The 13,116-nt window shown below is 66.8% G+C and carries 13 protein-coding genes; 10 read left to right on the top strand and 3 right to left on the bottom strand.

The features are described from left to right. The first annotated feature begins 212 nt into the window (after positions 1–212). The 7 genes from SNA_RS30900 to SNA_RS30870 all read left to right on the top strand — a co-directional run bounded on the left by SNA_RS30900 (position 213) and on the right by SNA_RS30870 (position 7,972). Positions 213–1,886, top strand: coding sequence for a type VII secretion protein EccB (locus SNA_RS30900; RefSeq protein WP_030066654.1), 1,674 nt, complete (start codon positions 213–215; stop codon positions 1,884–1,886). A 386-nt stretch (positions 1,887–2,272) separates the two neighbouring features. Continuing rightward, the gene (locus SNA_RS30895; protein WP_030066653.1) at positions 2,273–2,593 is read left to right on the top strand and encodes a WXG100 family type VII secretion target; all 321 of its coding nucleotides are present in this window, start codon (positions 2,273–2,275) and stop codon (positions 2,591–2,593) included. 120 nt (positions 2,594–2,713) lie between these two features. Beyond that, a complete protein-coding gene (locus SNA_RS30890) occupies positions 2,714–3,007 on the top strand; it encodes a WXG100 family type VII secretion target (protein WP_044367841.1) in 294 nt (97 codons plus the stop codon). Positions 3,008–3,304: 297 nt separating this feature from the next. Then, positions 3,305–4,591: a type VII secretion-associated serine protease mycosin gene (gene mycP / locus SNA_RS30885; protein WP_030066651.1), complete on the top strand. Its 1,287-nt coding sequence runs from the start codon at positions 3,305–3,307 to the stop codon at positions 4,589–4,591. Beyond that, positions 4,584–4,889, top strand: a complete 306-nt coding sequence (locus SNA_RS30880; protein ID WP_030066650.1) for a hypothetical protein — start codon at positions 4,584–4,586, stop codon at positions 4,887–4,889. Before mycP ends, SNA_RS30880 begins: the two co-directional genes overlap by 8 nt. A 51-nt stretch (positions 4,890–4,940) precedes the next feature. Next, on the top strand, positions 4,941–6,524 hold the full coding sequence (locus tag SNA_RS42900) for a hypothetical protein (RefSeq protein WP_030066649.1): 1,584 nt from the start codon (positions 4,941–4,943) through the stop codon (positions 6,522–6,524). An 89-nt stretch (positions 6,525–6,613) separates the two neighbouring features. Then, positions 6,614–7,972, top strand: coding sequence for a S8 family serine peptidase (locus SNA_RS30870; protein WP_044367839.1), 1,359 nt, complete (start codon positions 6,614–6,616; stop codon positions 7,970–7,972). A 167-nt stretch (positions 7,973–8,139) separates the two neighbouring features. Here the strand turns inward: SNA_RS30870 and SNA_RS30865 are convergent, their stop codons facing one another. Together SNA_RS30865 and SNA_RS30860 are read right to left on the bottom strand one after the other, a co-directional pair. Then, complete coding sequence (locus tag SNA_RS30865; protein ID WP_030066647.1) at positions 8,140–8,352, bottom strand: DUF397 domain-containing protein; 213 nt, start codon at positions 8,350–8,352, stop codon at positions 8,140–8,142. Next, positions 8,349–9,179 carry a helix-turn-helix domain-containing protein gene (locus tag SNA_RS30860; protein ID WP_030066646.1) on the bottom strand — a complete coding sequence of 277 codons (831 nt, stop codon included), beginning with the start codon at positions 9,177–9,179 and terminating at the stop codon, positions 8,349–8,351. The genes SNA_RS30865 and SNA_RS30860 overlap by 4 nt, the downstream gene beginning before the upstream one ends. A gap of 124 nt (positions 9,180–9,303) precedes the next feature. Here SNA_RS30860 and SNA_RS30855 point away from each other — a divergent pair, with 124 nt between their 5' ends. The 3 genes from SNA_RS30855 to SNA_RS30845 all read left to right on the top strand — a co-directional run bounded on the left by SNA_RS30855 (position 9,304) and on the right by SNA_RS30845 (position 11,356). Beyond that, complete coding sequence (locus SNA_RS30855; RefSeq protein WP_078970323.1) at positions 9,304–9,885, top strand: ATP-binding protein; 582 nt, start codon at positions 9,304–9,306, stop codon at positions 9,883–9,885. A 166-nt stretch (positions 9,886–10,051) separates the two neighbouring features. Further along, positions 10,052–10,507: a hypothetical protein gene (locus SNA_RS44495; protein WP_241779920.1), complete on the top strand. Its 456-nt coding sequence runs from the start codon at positions 10,052–10,054 to the stop codon at positions 10,505–10,507. A gap of 84 nt (positions 10,508–10,591) precedes the next feature. Then, entirely contained in the window at positions 10,592–11,356 is a 765-nt protein-coding gene (locus SNA_RS30845) for a hypothetical protein (protein ID WP_157880153.1), read from the top strand. A gap of 117 nt (positions 11,357–11,473) precedes the next feature. On the opposite strand, the gene SNA_RS30840 is transcribed toward SNA_RS30845, so the two are convergent. Beyond that, entirely contained in the window at positions 11,474–12,625 is a 1,152-nt protein-coding gene (locus SNA_RS30840; RefSeq protein ID WP_157880152.1) for a WXG100 family type VII secretion target, read from the bottom strand. Positions 12,626–13,116: the final 491 nt, after the last annotated feature.

The following is a 13,116-nucleotide window of genomic DNA, read 5'->3' as shown; positions in this document are numbered from 1 at the left end:
TGGCGCTGGACATCCCCCGGCCTGCTCCTCTACTGGTGATGTGGCCTCTGGGCGTTTCGGCCGCCGCTGAGACTGAATGCTTGGACTGGTGCGTCGGAAGGTGGCACCCGTACCGTACGGGTCGTTCGACACACGGCATAGTAGAGGGCGCTACGGCGTGAGTGCCGGGGGCGGTTCGATGTGCATCCAACAGGCGGGGAGAGAAAGCAACAATGGCATCACGTCGGGACGAGCTGAATGCGTATTCGTTTGCGCGAAAGCGTACGAATGCGGCATTTCTGAAGCCGCTGCCGAACGGTTCGATCGAGAGCGCCCCCAAGCCGCTGAAGGCGGTGGTGCCGAGTATCATCATGGGGGTCTTGGTGCTCGTGGGATTCGGGGCCTGCGGCATTATCAAGCCGGTCGCACCGCAGGGATGGGACACCGTAGGGGCAAATGTCCTCGTTGGTGATGAATCCACCACCCGTTATGTCGTTCTGCCCAGCCACGACGCCAACGGGAACAAGACGAAGCTGCTCCACCCCGTCCTGAACCTCGCCTCAGCCAAACTCCTTCTCGACCCGAAGAAGTTCCAGGTCCTCAAGATCAAGGAATCCGAGCTCGACGGGAAGCTGGCACACGGCCCGGCCATCGGCATTCCCTACGCCCCCGACCGGCTGCCCAGCGCCTCCACCGTCGACAAGCCGAAGACCTGGGCGGTGTGCGACCGCCCCGGAACCGAGGCGAACGGCAAGACCGAGCAGGCCGTTTTCGTCCTCGACGGCAAGGACAAGCAGCTCGTCGACAACACCAAGAAGGGCAAGGTCGACTACAACCACGCGCTGTACGTCGAGGATCCGGACGGTGCGCGCTGGCTGGTGGACCAGCGCGGCTTCGCGTTCCAGATGATCGCTGACCAGCTTCAGGGGATCAAGGAGGCGAGGGTCGGTCTCAAGCACTTCGACACCGACGAGGACCGGTCCCTGCGGCAGATCATCTTCGGCTCCGAGGCCGAACCGCAGAAGGTCACCGCGGACTTCATGAACACACTGGTCAAGAGCCCGCTCCCGATCGACATGCCGGTCGTCGACAATGCCGGCAGGACGCCGGCCGTGACGGACGGCCTCCCGGCGGCGGCGCGCAAGATCGGTTCGATCCTCGAGGCCAGTGACGGCCAGAAGTACGTGGTGGAGTTCAACGGCGTCGAAAAGGTCAGCAACTTCGTCGCCAAGATCCTGGAGCAGGGCAAGAACGCGGAGAAGGTGAACGGCGGCACCGGCAAGGCCCTGGACCCGGTGCCCGTGGCCACCGGCAACATCAAACACCCCATCCTGGACTCCATGAACCACCCGTCGACCTTCAGGGGCTCGCTCCCCGGGAACGACCTGATCCCCAGCCCGTGGCCCACCGAAGAGGTCACCGCCGCCAACGACTTCGCGCACGGCGATCAGACCGGCGGCCTGGGCGCCCCCACCAAGAACGGCGTCTCCTGCAGCGTCTACAAGGGCACCACCACCAAGTACCCGGGCGTCGACAAGCTCGGCTTCGCCAACGGCGTCCCGGACATGGGCACATGGGTCGGCAAGGACTACCCGGCGAAGATCGCCCCCGGTGCCACCTCGTACGTCACTCCGGGCAGCGGCCTGCTCTACCGGCAGGTGAACAACGCCGCGGACAAGTCCGGCAACCTCTTCCTGGTCACCGACACCGGCCTGCGCTACTCGATCCCGAGCAACAACGACTCCGCCAACAAGGCCGGCAGTGACAAGCAGGACATCGACCAGGCCCAGGTCCACCTCGGCTACGGCGACGCGCACCCGCCGCTCCTCCTGTCGGCGTGGTCCAAGCTGCTCAATGCGGGACCCCAGCTGAACACCCACGCTGCGAGCCAGCCGCAGCAGTCCTGACGCCGGACGGCTGACTGCTGCGGGGTCGCATCCGGAACCGTTCACGGTCCGGATGCGGCCCCGCCGCCGTATTGCCTTCGCCATTGCCCGCGCCTTCGTCTCGTTTGTGCCCTTCGCTTTTGCTATTCGCTCAGCGAGGTGCTCCGGACCAAGAAGCGATCGGCGCATTTCGTGACCAATTCCACCGCTTCTGTCCGTTTCTGCTGAACGCCTTTCTCTCAACGCGTAGTTGACGATGTTGTGATCCCGTCACAAGACGCCACCCCCTGTTGGGAGTAACCCAGAAGAGTGGGTAATGTGGCAGGAGGCGTCAGCAGGAGATGCCAGCCGCGTACACGCCTCGGCATCGCGCGGACAACGTACAAGTCTCATGGGGGACGTTGACTATGGCTGGTCAGTTCACAACGACCGAGGAGGAGATGCATGCCTTCGCCGGCAAGATCGCCTCGGTCAACCAGGCAATTCAGGGTGAGCTCTCGCGTCTGAACTCGGTCGTCGACCAGATCACCTCGGGCTGGAAGGGCCAGGCGGCCTCCTCGTACCACCAGCTGCAGTCCCAGGTGAACGAGGACGGCAACCGGATCAACCAGCTCCTGGGCGAGATCAAGGAAGCGATCGACTCGACCACGAAGAACTACGCCGCCTCCGAAGAGGAGCAGCAGCAGTCGATGTCGCACGTCACCGCCCAGGCTTCGCCGTTCGGATGATGGGGCCGCGTCGCTGACCGCGACGCAACGGCCCAGCCGTCGCAGTCAGACCAGCCGATTCCGGGCTGGTCGCTGCGGCAAGTGAATCGACCAGACATCATCAACTCCTGAGGAGACACCATGTCCGGCCAGATCCTCGTTAATTTTGCGACGATCCAGCAGGCAAGTTCTGACGTCCGTCAGACGGCTAACAACATCCGCCAGCAGCTCGACGACCTCGAGTCCGGCGTCAAGAAGATCGCCGCGAGCTGGGAAGGCTCGGCGCAGGAGGGCTACCAGGCCCGCCAGCGCGAGTGGGACCAGCGCGCCGCCTCTCTGCACTCGACGCTCGAGGCCATCGCCAAGGCGCTGGACACGGCCGCTCAGAACTACCAGAGCGCCGAGCACAAGAACGCCGGTATCTGGGCGAGCTGACCTCGCATCACGCGAGTACGGACAGCAACCGGCTGAGCAGCCCTCGAAGGCTCGCACACTGGTGATTGAGGGCGAGCGCGCTGCACGTGCGCTCGCCCTTCTGCCGTCCACCTGCGTGCCAGGTCAACTCCCGCCCCACCACACCTCCCGTTCTCCCCTTCTCCACCACAGCCTCACCCCTTCTCCACCTCACAGCTTCCTCCCCCCACAAGATTCAAACCCCTCGCCCCGCGCCCCTCACCACCTCCGCCCTCATCACATCCGCCACATCCGCCACGCATGGAGAGCAGACAACTCGTGGGATCTCGCGCCATTGGTCAACGAGCCGGGCACCGTCGCCGAGCGACGGGCGCACTGGTCACGGCGGCGTGCATCGTCGGCCTGTCGGGTGTCACCGCCGCGCCGGCGGTCGCGGACGACAACACCACTCTCCACAGCGGTGAGTGCAAGTTCGGCGCCAGCAACATCAAGGAGACCCCCTGGTCGCTCCAGCGGCTGCTGGTCGACCAGATGTGGGCCAGCGGCAAAGGCGAGGGCGTGAAGGTCGGTGTCATCGACACCGGTATCGACAAGGGCAACTCGCAGATCCGGCCGGCCATCCTGGGCTCCGGTAAGTCCTTCGTCACGAAGGGCAAGGCGACCGCGACCGTGGACACGGTCGGCCACGGCACCAAGGTCGCCGGCATCATCGCCGCCCAGAAAGTCCCGTCGTCCGGCTTCTACGGCCTCGCGCCCGGTGCCAAGGTCATCCCGTACCAGACGACCAGCGACCAGCAGGCCGGTACCCCCGTCAGCCTGGCCAAGGCCATCAAAGCCGCGGTCTCGGACGGCGTCGACCTCATCAACATCTCGCAGGGCACGCTCGCGAGCGAGAGCCAGCTGGGGCCGCTCAAGGACGCGGTCAGCACGGCCAAGAACAAGGGCGTTCTGATCGTCGCCTCGGCCGGCAACGACGGCGCCAGCGGCAAGGAGCAGAACAACTACCCCGCCGCGTTCAGTGACGATTTCGACAACGTCCTGGCCGTCGCCGCCTCCGACCGCAACAACGAACGCGCGCCGTTCTCGCAGCCCGGTCGGTTCGTCGGCATCGCCGCTCCCGGCGTCAACATGGTCTCCACCGTGCCCGGCGGCGGCAACTGCGTCGACCAGGGCACCAGCTTCGCCTCGCCGTACGTCACGGGTGCCGCGGCCCTCCTGATCGCCAAGCACCAGAACGACAAGCCGCGGTGGAGCCCGGCGCAGATCATCTCGCACCTGGAGCAGACGGCCGACCGCGTACGCAAGGGCAAGGACAAGAACATCGGCTGGGGTGTCGTCAACCCGGTCGCCGCCCTCAACGACGACACGCGCCCCACTGGTGACCCCACGCCGGACAAGGTCACCAACGCAGCCGGCGCCTCTGACGTCGAACCGGTCGCCGTCACCCTCGGAGAGACCGCCGAGGACCGGCAGGGGCGCTTCGCCATCTACATTGTCGGCGGCGGACTCCTGGCCGTCGCCGCGGTCGTCGGCTCCTCGATCGCCATACGCGACTGGCGCCGCAAGAACGGACTGACAACTCACGGGGAGGCCCAGCATGGGTAAGGAATACGGTGTCGATCTCGACGCGCTGGACCAGGTCGTCAAGGAGCTGAACCAGGTCCTGAAGGACATGGGCGGCCCGAAGGACAAGGCCAAGAACCAGACGTTTCTGTCGGATGGGGCGCTGGGGAAGGGTTTTGAAGAGCGGGATCGGATGCACAACGCCCACAACCAGATGAAGGACTACATCGAGCGGAATGTCGTCAAGTTGATTGAGGACATGATCGACGATTTCGGCAAGAAGTCCAAGCAGACGAAGGACGCCTACGAGGACGCCGAGCACGACAACAGCATGAAGTGACGTGGGCAGCACAGCGGTTGGCCTGTAGGTGAAGGAGAAGGGGGTCTACACATGGGTGGAGATGCGAGCGGTGCGCCCTCGGGTGGTTACTCGGGGGAGAGATTCACAACCAAGTTCAATCTGCACGACCTCGACGGCCTGAAGGGCATGCTGGACGGCGCCAGCGTCCAGCAGGTCCGGGACGTTGCGCAGCACTGGCAGGACCTTCACGACCAGCTGGTCGGTCCGGGTGATGGTGGCGGCGGTATCCAGAAGACGTTCGACGACGCCGTGAAGAAGGTGCTGGAGCACTGGCACGGTGACACAGCCGACAGGTTCCGCAAGCGGGCGGAGCAGATCAGTGCCAACTTCAAGGCCGGTGCTCCCTATGCCAGCCACGCGGCGAAGGTGATGCACCAGACAGCTGAGGACCTGTCGACGGCTGTCTCCAAGGTCTCGCCGGTCCACGACGGTTGGAACTGGGGCGATGACGTCTGGGACCAACTTGATTCGGATACGGTCGACGACGACGATCTGAATGACGCGCTGAAGGCTGGCGCGGACACCAAGCAGGTTCTTGAGTTGAACAAGGAAAACCTGACCGGTCACCAGAAGAAGCGACTTCAGGCTGCTGCGGCCATGGAGGATCTGGGGACGTCCTATGTTGTGAGGGCGTCGTCCCTGAAGCCGCCACCTATCGGTAACCGGGAGGACAAGATCCCCGAGCACAACGGTGGTGGTGATGGCGGTGTAGGCACCATGCCGATGCCGTTCCCGACAGGCGGAATGGGCGGTGGCGGTGGCGGTGGCGGCGCCGGTGGCGGAGCTGGCAGCGGGGGCGGCGTCAAGATCCCCACGCGAGGCATGAAGGCCGCCCCCATGCCCAAAACGCCTGAGTCGCCCCAAACGCCAGGCATTAGTGGCGGAATGGGTTCCATGAAGCCCAAGGTGCCCGGTCCCGATGTGACGACCGGCCTGGATGGCGCCCACAGTGGCGGCCCCGGCGGCACCGGCGGTCCCGGGGTCAAGATCCCCGGTGGTGGCGGTGGCGGCGGCGCCGGTGTTCACATGCCGAGTGGCGGTGGCGGCGGTGGCACAGGCGTCAACGTTCCCGCGGGCGGCGGCCTTGGCATGCCGGGCGGCAAGGGTGGTATCAGCGGCGCATCCGGCCCCAAGGGCGGTTCGTCTGGTCTCAAGGGTGGCGCGTCTGGTCTCAAGGGCGGCGCGTCCGGTCTCAAGGGCGGCGCGTCGGGCCCTGGTGGCGCTGGGGCTCGCACCGGTAAGCCCGGTATGCCGGGTATGGGCGGCGCCCACGGTGGCGCAGGAAAGGGCGCAGGCGGCGGACGCGCTGGCGTCAGCACCGGTGGTGGTGCGCAGGCTCGCCAGAAGGGCGGCCTCGTCGGCTCGACCGGTGGTAAGGCCAGCGGCGGAGGCCAGGGTGGTTCCGGTCTGCACCGCAGCCGCGGGGGAACCGCAGCCGGTACCGGTTCCGGCAGTGGCGGACGTCGCCCGGCAGGCATGATGGGCGGCGCCCATGGTGCCCACGGCGGTAAGGGCGAGGGCAAGGGGCAGGACGGTAACCGTCCCGATTACCTGGTGGAGGAGGAGGAGACCTGGACGCCGGAGCGTAATGTGGCTCCCCGGGTCATCGAGTAGGAACGGCCGGACAAGCAATCGGTAGAGACGCTTGGGGCCCGCAGCCCCTCGGGCTGCGGGCCCCAACTCTGTGAGGAAGGTGTTTTGGCATGAGCTTCACGCGGACGCTGCGTGCGGTGAGCGGCGCGGTAGTGGCGGGGGCACTGCTCTTCGGCACCGCGCCGGTTGCTTCGGCAGACCAGATTAGGAACGACCAGTGGCCATTGAAAAAGTTCGATGCGGCGTCGATCTGGAAGATTTCCACGGGTAAGGGCGTTACTGTCGCAGTAATCGACGGGCCCGTGTACGGAAGTCACCCTGATCTCACAGGATCGGTTCTGCCGGGTAAGAGCTTCGTGACTGGTGGCCGTGCAGACCAGGGCTCTGGTGATGACGGGGAGCACGGCACGGCGATGTCGTCGCTGATTGCCGGTCACGGTCATGGGGCTGGTGGATCCGAGGGGGTAAAGGGCCTAGCCCCCGACGCTAAGATTCTTCCGGTTGCAATCAACATCTCGACCGAAGAGAATCCCAAGACTGGGCAGCAGACAAAATATGCTGAAGCGCTGAAGTATGCAGTCGACAAGGGCGCGAAAGTTGTGAACATGTCGATCGGTATCAGCGGCTGGGAGGTGACTCCAGAGGAGCAGCAGACCATCGACTATGCCCGCAAACATGACGTGCTCGTAGTCGCGGCCTCAGGTAATGACGGGGTGGATACTCCTCAAGATCCGGCTGGGTCCCCAGGTGTTCTCGCAGTGGGGGCAGTGGACGACCATGGTTACGTCTGGGGCAAATCCAACTATGGTCCTTACGTCAAGTTGACTGCTCCGGGTGCGCGTATCAGGTCCGCAAGCGCCATGGAAGAGGCTAAGGGTAAGTACCACTTGGCCAACGGTACCTCCGACGCCACCGCCTACGTCTCCGCAGCCGCGGCCCTTATTCGTTCCAAATTCCCGAACCTGACGGCTGGTCAGGTGGCCAACCGCCTGATCAAGACGGCTGGTATCCCGGCGAGCAAGCAGGGCATGAAGCTTCCCGACCAGCACTACGGCTACGGCTTCATCAAGCCCTACAGCGCGCTGACCAAGAACGTTCCCGCTGGCCCCAAGGACGGCCCGTTCCCGGCGCTGAGCGGTGGCGCGACTCCCAAGCCCTCCAGCGCAGCAGGCAACGACGACACGTCGGCGAACATCAACAGCGACAAGGGTATGAGCACCGGCGTCATCATCGGCATCGTCGGTGGTGTGGTGGCCGTCCTCGTCATCATCCTGGTTGTGGTCCTCGTGGCCAAGAAGAAGAACGGTCGTAACGGCCCGCCGCCCGGTGGTCCCGGTGGCTACGGTGGCTCGGGTGGGCCCGGCGGTCCTGGTGGGTTCATGCCGAACCAGCAGCAGCCGTATCAGCAGCAGCCCGGCGCGCCCGGTTCGTACCCGCCGGCGCCGCCCACGCAGCCGCCTGGCCGGTAAGGCTGTGAAGTAGAGAAGAGCGGAAAGAGATTGGGGTCCGCGGCCTTCGGGCTGCGGACCCCAATTCGTTTGAGAGGGAAGGGAGTTCGGAGAGCCGCCACACGGGGTGGGTAGTGGGGTGCTCTGCCCCTCGTGTCTCGGGGGAGGAGAGCGCCCCGCCGTATCCGTCAGGGCGCCTCGGCTATGGCGAAGCCGACGAATGTGGCCCAGGCGGCGGGGGGTACTGTCAGCGCGGACCGTGTGAGGTCCTTCGAGTCGCGGATATGCACGGCGGTGGCGCCAGATGCGATCTCGACGCATTCGCCGCCCGCGCCACTGCTGTAGCTGCTCTTGAACCAGGCCAACTCAGTCACGGCCTGCGCAGTCTCTTCGTTGTTCATGCTTCTCCCAGCAACTTCTCGACAAAGGCCAGCGACTCGCGCGGCGTGAGCGCCTGCGCTCTGAGGATTCCGTACTGCTCCTCGATCTCCCGGACCGCTTTCCGGTCCGAGTGCAGGCGACTGTCCCTGTACGCCTCCACATAGGCGATCCTCCGCCCTTCGCGTGACTCGATCAAGGTGAAGGCCCCACCCAGTCCTGCGTGCTCCTCCCGGGCGGTCGGCATCACTTGGATTTCGACATTGCGGCGCTGGCCGTGCAGCAGGATCTGTTCCAACTGGCCCCGCATGACCGCCTTTCCACCGAGGGGACGGCGCAGCAACGCCTCCTCGATGACGAAGCTGATCGTCGGCGCCGGCATGCGGGCAAAGACCTGCTGGCGGTCGAGCCGTGCCGCAGTTCGCTGCTGGATGGTCTCTTCGTCCAGTAGGGGCCGCCACATGGCGAAGACCGCCCGCGCGTACTCCTTTGTCTGTAGCAGCCCCGGCAGCCCTTGCGCCGCATACACATGAAGCCCGACCGCCGTCGCCTCCAACCGCGCCGCATCCCGGAAGAACGCCGGATACCGGGCCCTCGCCACCTCCTCCTTCATCTCCACCAGAACGCCGTGTGCCCCCAGTACCTCGTCCGCCTTGTCGATGAACTTGGGCGGGGGGATGCGCCGCCCCTGCTCGTATGAGGCGATGGTGGCAGCGGAGTAGCCGGTCTTCGCGCCGAATTCCGGGCGTTCCATTCCTGCCCATTCGCGTAGGCGCTTGAGCTGTCGCCCGAACACCAGCAAGATCCCCGATCCGGGCTCGTACTCCGCCTGCTGTTCGTCGTCGTCCATGTCCGCCGCCCTCCCGGGGCCGTGCCGCCCGCTGCGTACCCGCGCATTCCCGGTGCGTACAACGCATCGTGGTCAGCGCATTACTCCTCGTCAAAGGTAGGGGTCGGACGGGAGGGTGGGGGCCATGAACAGCACAGTCCGCTCTTCCGGGGCAATTTCCCGAAACAGTGAAACCGCCGCCGGAATCGGCGAGTTCGGGATGCGTTTCACCTCCACACCGCGTGGTGCCCGGCTGGCCCGCCGTCTTGCGTCGCACCAGCTCGACGAGTGGGGGTATCCCTACGACGGCGAGACCAATGAGTCCGTCACCGCCATCGTCGGCGAACTCGTCGCCAACGCGGTTCGGCACGGCCACGTTCCCGGGCGGGATTTCGCGCTGCGCATGACGGTCCTCAGGGTGGCGGACGCTTTCGGGACTCCCGACGCGCTGCGATTCCGCGTCGAGGTGTCCGATACGCGGGGCGAGAGGATGCCCACGGTCGGCCCCGCAGTCACAGCAGCCACATCGGCTACATCGGCCGGATCGGCCGTCGGAGTTGGGGTAGCGGATGCGTGGTGCGCTGGGGCGCTCGCCGAGGCCGGGCGCGGGTTGCTGATCGTGCGGTGCCTGGCGGACGGATGGGGTGTGGTGCCGCGGCCGGGTGGTCCGGGCAAGACCGTCTGGGCGGAGTACGTCGCGGCGGCGGCACGTACCGCAGCGCACTGAAGCCGTCGGGGAGGAAGGGGGTCGGAAAGCGTGGAACGTCCTCGACGCTGTTCTTGACCGCGATTCGGTTATTCCGTCCTTCCGGCCTGCTGGTGGCGCAGGCTGAGGGGGAGCGTCGCTGGTCAGTGGCCTGGAGCGGGGCGGGCGAGTGTCGGGGGAGTGGAACATGCGGACGATCATTCGTCCCGTAGCATTCCTGCTCATGGGAGAAACCGGCAGTGGCGCAACCGGCAGTGATGAGCACGGTGTTGAAGATCCTGGCGTTGATCAGCCTGACGCCGAGCGGCCCGGGGCGGAAAAGCCCGAGGCGGAAGAGCTCGACGGGGATGAGCCCGAGGTGGAAGAGCCCTCTGCCGACGATCACGATGGGCTGACACCTCGTCAGGCCCGACGAATACGCATTGTCCTGGCCTCCGTGCTGATGGCCGCGATGGCGGCGGTGCTCGTGGCGCGCCTGGCGTCGCGTACGTCGGTGCTGGTGGTCGGGGTCTACGGTGCCGCGCTCGTACTCTGCGGCATCGTCATCGAACTCAGTCGGCACGGGCGTACCCGGCTCGGCACCTGGCTGCTGGGTATCGGCCTGGCGTCCGCGCTGGCGGCGGACTGGCTGCTGCTGCCCTGAGGGGGGCCGTGAGGGGAGCGGTGAGGGGGCGCTGCGGTAGCTTGGGCCGTCGAACTACTGCGCGTAATTGAGGAGGACGTGACGGTGAGCGGCTACTACCAGCAGCCCCCTGGTGGGGCACCCGGAACGCCGGGTTGGGGTGGTGCCCCCGCGGGCGGGACACCTGGTTGGGGCGGTGCCCCCGCGCCCGTCGGGCATCCGGCGCTTCAGCAGACCGCGGCCCCGCATCTGCGCCCCGGTGAGACGCTGATCGGCGTGTTTCCCGGTGCTCTCGATCCTCTCCTGCCGCTCTCCTTCCACCAGGAATTCGGTGTGGGGGCGACCGCCGCATCGGCGCCCATGCGGATCCTCCTGGGCTTCCTGTGGGGTATCTGGCGAGGGTTCTGGGTTTTCGTTCTGCCCCGGTGGGCGGCGGAGCTGATCTTCCCCAGCATCATGCGCCGCGAGACGTTCGGGATGCGCATGGACCGGGCCGCGTACCGCGCGATGCGCCGGCCCTTCCACCGCGGCTCGTGGAGCGGCGGTGAGAACAGCACGGCGCGGCATTTCTGGAGGGCCGTACGTACCACCCCGGGCGATCAGGGCAAGGCCGATCACGACCTGTTCACGCTGGTGCTGACCGACCAGCGGATGCTGCTGCTGGGGCGGCACCGCGCCTACCAGCGCGAGCAGGTCTACGAGGCCCTCGGGCTGTTCGAGATCCCGCGCGGCGGCTACGGGCTGCGGCGTGATGTGCCCGGCTCCTGGTTCACGCACCGGCTCGACCTGGCCTTCGGCGATGGCTCGTGGATCGCGCTCAACATGTACGACAAGGACGACGCGCAGCAATGCGCGGCCCTGCTGGGCTGATTGCCATGTAGCCCCGAGGTCATCTCCCCGCAGAGCAAGCGCTGAGGGGGCACCGTGGACGCCACGGTGCCCCCTCAGTCATTCAGTTGTTGACCGCCGAGCGACGGCCGGCGCCCCTTACCCGAAGGGCGTGTCGATCTTGTTCTTGTCGACGCGGTAGGGCTCCGGGTCGTGGGCGAGACCCGTGTCGTGCAGGATCTCCTGCTCGACGGCGTTCTTGTTGGTGTCGCTCGTCAGACCCTCCTTGGCCGCTTCCCAGGCCGACTTGCCCGCCGCCTTGCCAAAGCCGCCCACGCTGCGGTCTTCGCTCCGCTGCACGGGGTCGTCATCTTCGATGCCGAGGCCCGACCTGACCACATTGTCGACGCCCTCATTGACCTTGCCGGTGATGAACTCGTCGGCCTTCGCGACGCCCTTGGCTACCATGCCTTCGCCCTGCCCGATCTCGCGGACCCCCTCGACGGCCGTCTCGACCTTCTTGATCCCGCTGAGAGCGGTCTTGGCGGTCTTGAGGCCCCGGACGGCCTTGACGGCCTGGCCCAGTTCCTTGAGGGACTTCAGCAGCGTTTCCAGCTTCGTGGCCAGCTCTTCGGACACCTTGGCGACGCGGGCGACGAAGACCGCGATCTCCCCCTCGGTGATCAGCGCGTCCGCGATCAGGCCGATACCTGCCGTCAGAACGGCGATCACGGCCTCGGCGGCGAGGGAGGCGATCAACGCCTCGATCGCCTCGCTGATGATCTCGATGATCATGCCCTCGGCCTGCGCGCATTCCTGCGCGGCCGAGTTGATGATCTTCGCGGTCGACTGCATCTCCTCGGCAGTCGAATCGAGCGCCTTGACGATCTCGCCCATGTGACCGCTGAAGGCGCTGGACGCCTGCCCCTCCCACTGCTGGGACACGGGGTTGGCGCTGGACCTCAGGTCCTCGGCCACCAGCTGCACGGCCTTGGCCTGGGTCTGCCACGCGTCGGCGGCCTCGTTGAGCTGGGCGAGGTCACCGGTGACCTTCTCCAGCATCTCCAGCAGGCCGGACTTCTCCAGGGCCCACTCGACGGCCTCGTCCAGCATGCCGCCCAGCCCGCCCCGTTCGGGGTGCTGCGCCTCCTGGAGCATGGGCATGGGCGCCGGGTTGGGCGTGCGGATCCACCCGTAGGCGTCACCGGCGGGCGTCATGCCCGTGGTTGCGCCCGGGTAGCCGCCCGAGGATCCGCCCGGACCGGACGGGTACCCGCCGAGGCCGCCGGGCGGCCCTCCGTAGGCGGGCATGGTGGAGTACTGGCCGGGGCCTCCGGGCACGGGCGAGGGCTCGGGTACTCCGTAGCCTCCGCCCTCGCCGCCACTGCCGTAGCCCTCGCCGCCGACGGCGCCTGGGCCGCCGTAGCCGCCGCCGGCCTCGCCACCCGGCGTTCCGTACGGGGCGCCGCCCGGTGGGGCGGGGTACGGGGCTGGTTCGCCGTAGCCGCCGCCTTCGCCGCCGGGGGCCTCGCCGCCGGGGGCAGGTTCACCGTTGGGGTTCTCTTCGGAGCCCCCGGTGAGCTTGTTCTTGGCCCATTCGCCGACGCCTTCGCCGAGCGGCCCGCCCGCGCTCTTGCCGAACTCTTTGAGGCCGTCCGTCCACTTGGTGGGTTCGTCGCCGCCCCCCGCGGGGTCATCGGGCGCCGGGTTCGGCGTTGGCTCTGGGGTCGGGTTGGGGCCCGGGTGCGGGTTCGGTGTCGGTTCCGGAGTCGGGTTGGGGCCCGGGTGTGGCGTCGGGCCGG

Origin of the sequence: Streptomyces natalensis ATCC 27448 (assembly GCF_000935125.1) — a bacterium.
GTDB classification, from domain to species: Bacteria; Actinomycetota; Actinomycetes; order Streptomycetales; family Streptomycetaceae; genus Streptomyces; species Streptomyces natalensis.
Note: the sequence above shows the minus strand (reverse complement) of the source record. Positions and strands in the feature narration are given on the sequence as shown.

Excerpts from the sequence above, each read along its gene's own strand:
- SNA_RS30880 (WP_030066650.1), top strand. The coding sequence starts at position 4,584 with ATGGGTAAGGAATACGGTGTCGATCTCGACGCGCTGGACCAGGTCGTC.
- SNA_RS44495 (WP_241779920.1), top strand. The coding sequence starts at position 10,052 with ATGCGGACGATCATTCGTCCCGTAGCATTCCTGCTCATGGGAGAAACC.
- SNA_RS42900 (WP_030066649.1), top strand. The coding sequence starts at position 4,941 with ATGGGTGGAGATGCGAGCGGTGCGCCCTCGGGTGGTTACTCGGGGGAG.
- SNA_RS30855 (WP_078970323.1), top strand. The coding sequence starts at position 9,304 with ATGAACAGCACAGTCCGCTCTTCCGGGGCAATTTCCCGAAACAGTGAA.
- SNA_RS30870 (WP_044367839.1), top strand. The coding sequence starts at position 6,614 with ATGAGCTTCACGCGGACGCTGCGTGCGGTGAGCGGCGCGGTAGTGGCG.
- SNA_RS30900 (WP_030066654.1), top strand. The coding sequence starts at position 213 with ATGGCATCACGTCGGGACGAGCTGAATGCGTATTCGTTTGCGCGAAAG.
- SNA_RS30865 (WP_030066647.1), bottom strand. The coding sequence starts at position 8,352 with ATGAACAACGAAGAGACTGCGCAGGCCGTGACTGAGTTGGCCTGGTTC.
- SNA_RS30890 (WP_044367841.1), top strand. The coding sequence starts at position 2,714 with ATGTCCGGCCAGATCCTCGTTAATTTTGCGACGATCCAGCAGGCAAGT.
- SNA_RS30860 (WP_030066646.1), bottom strand. The coding sequence starts at position 9,179 with ATGGACGACGACGAACAGCAGGCGGAGTACGAGCCCGGATCGGGGATC.
- SNA_RS30840 (WP_157880152.1), bottom strand. The coding sequence starts at position 12,625 with ATGCCCGCCTACGGAGGGCCGCCCGGCGGCCTCGGCGGGTACCCGTCC.
- SNA_RS30895 (WP_030066653.1), top strand. The coding sequence starts at position 2,273 with ATGGCTGGTCAGTTCACAACGACCGAGGAGGAGATGCATGCCTTCGCC.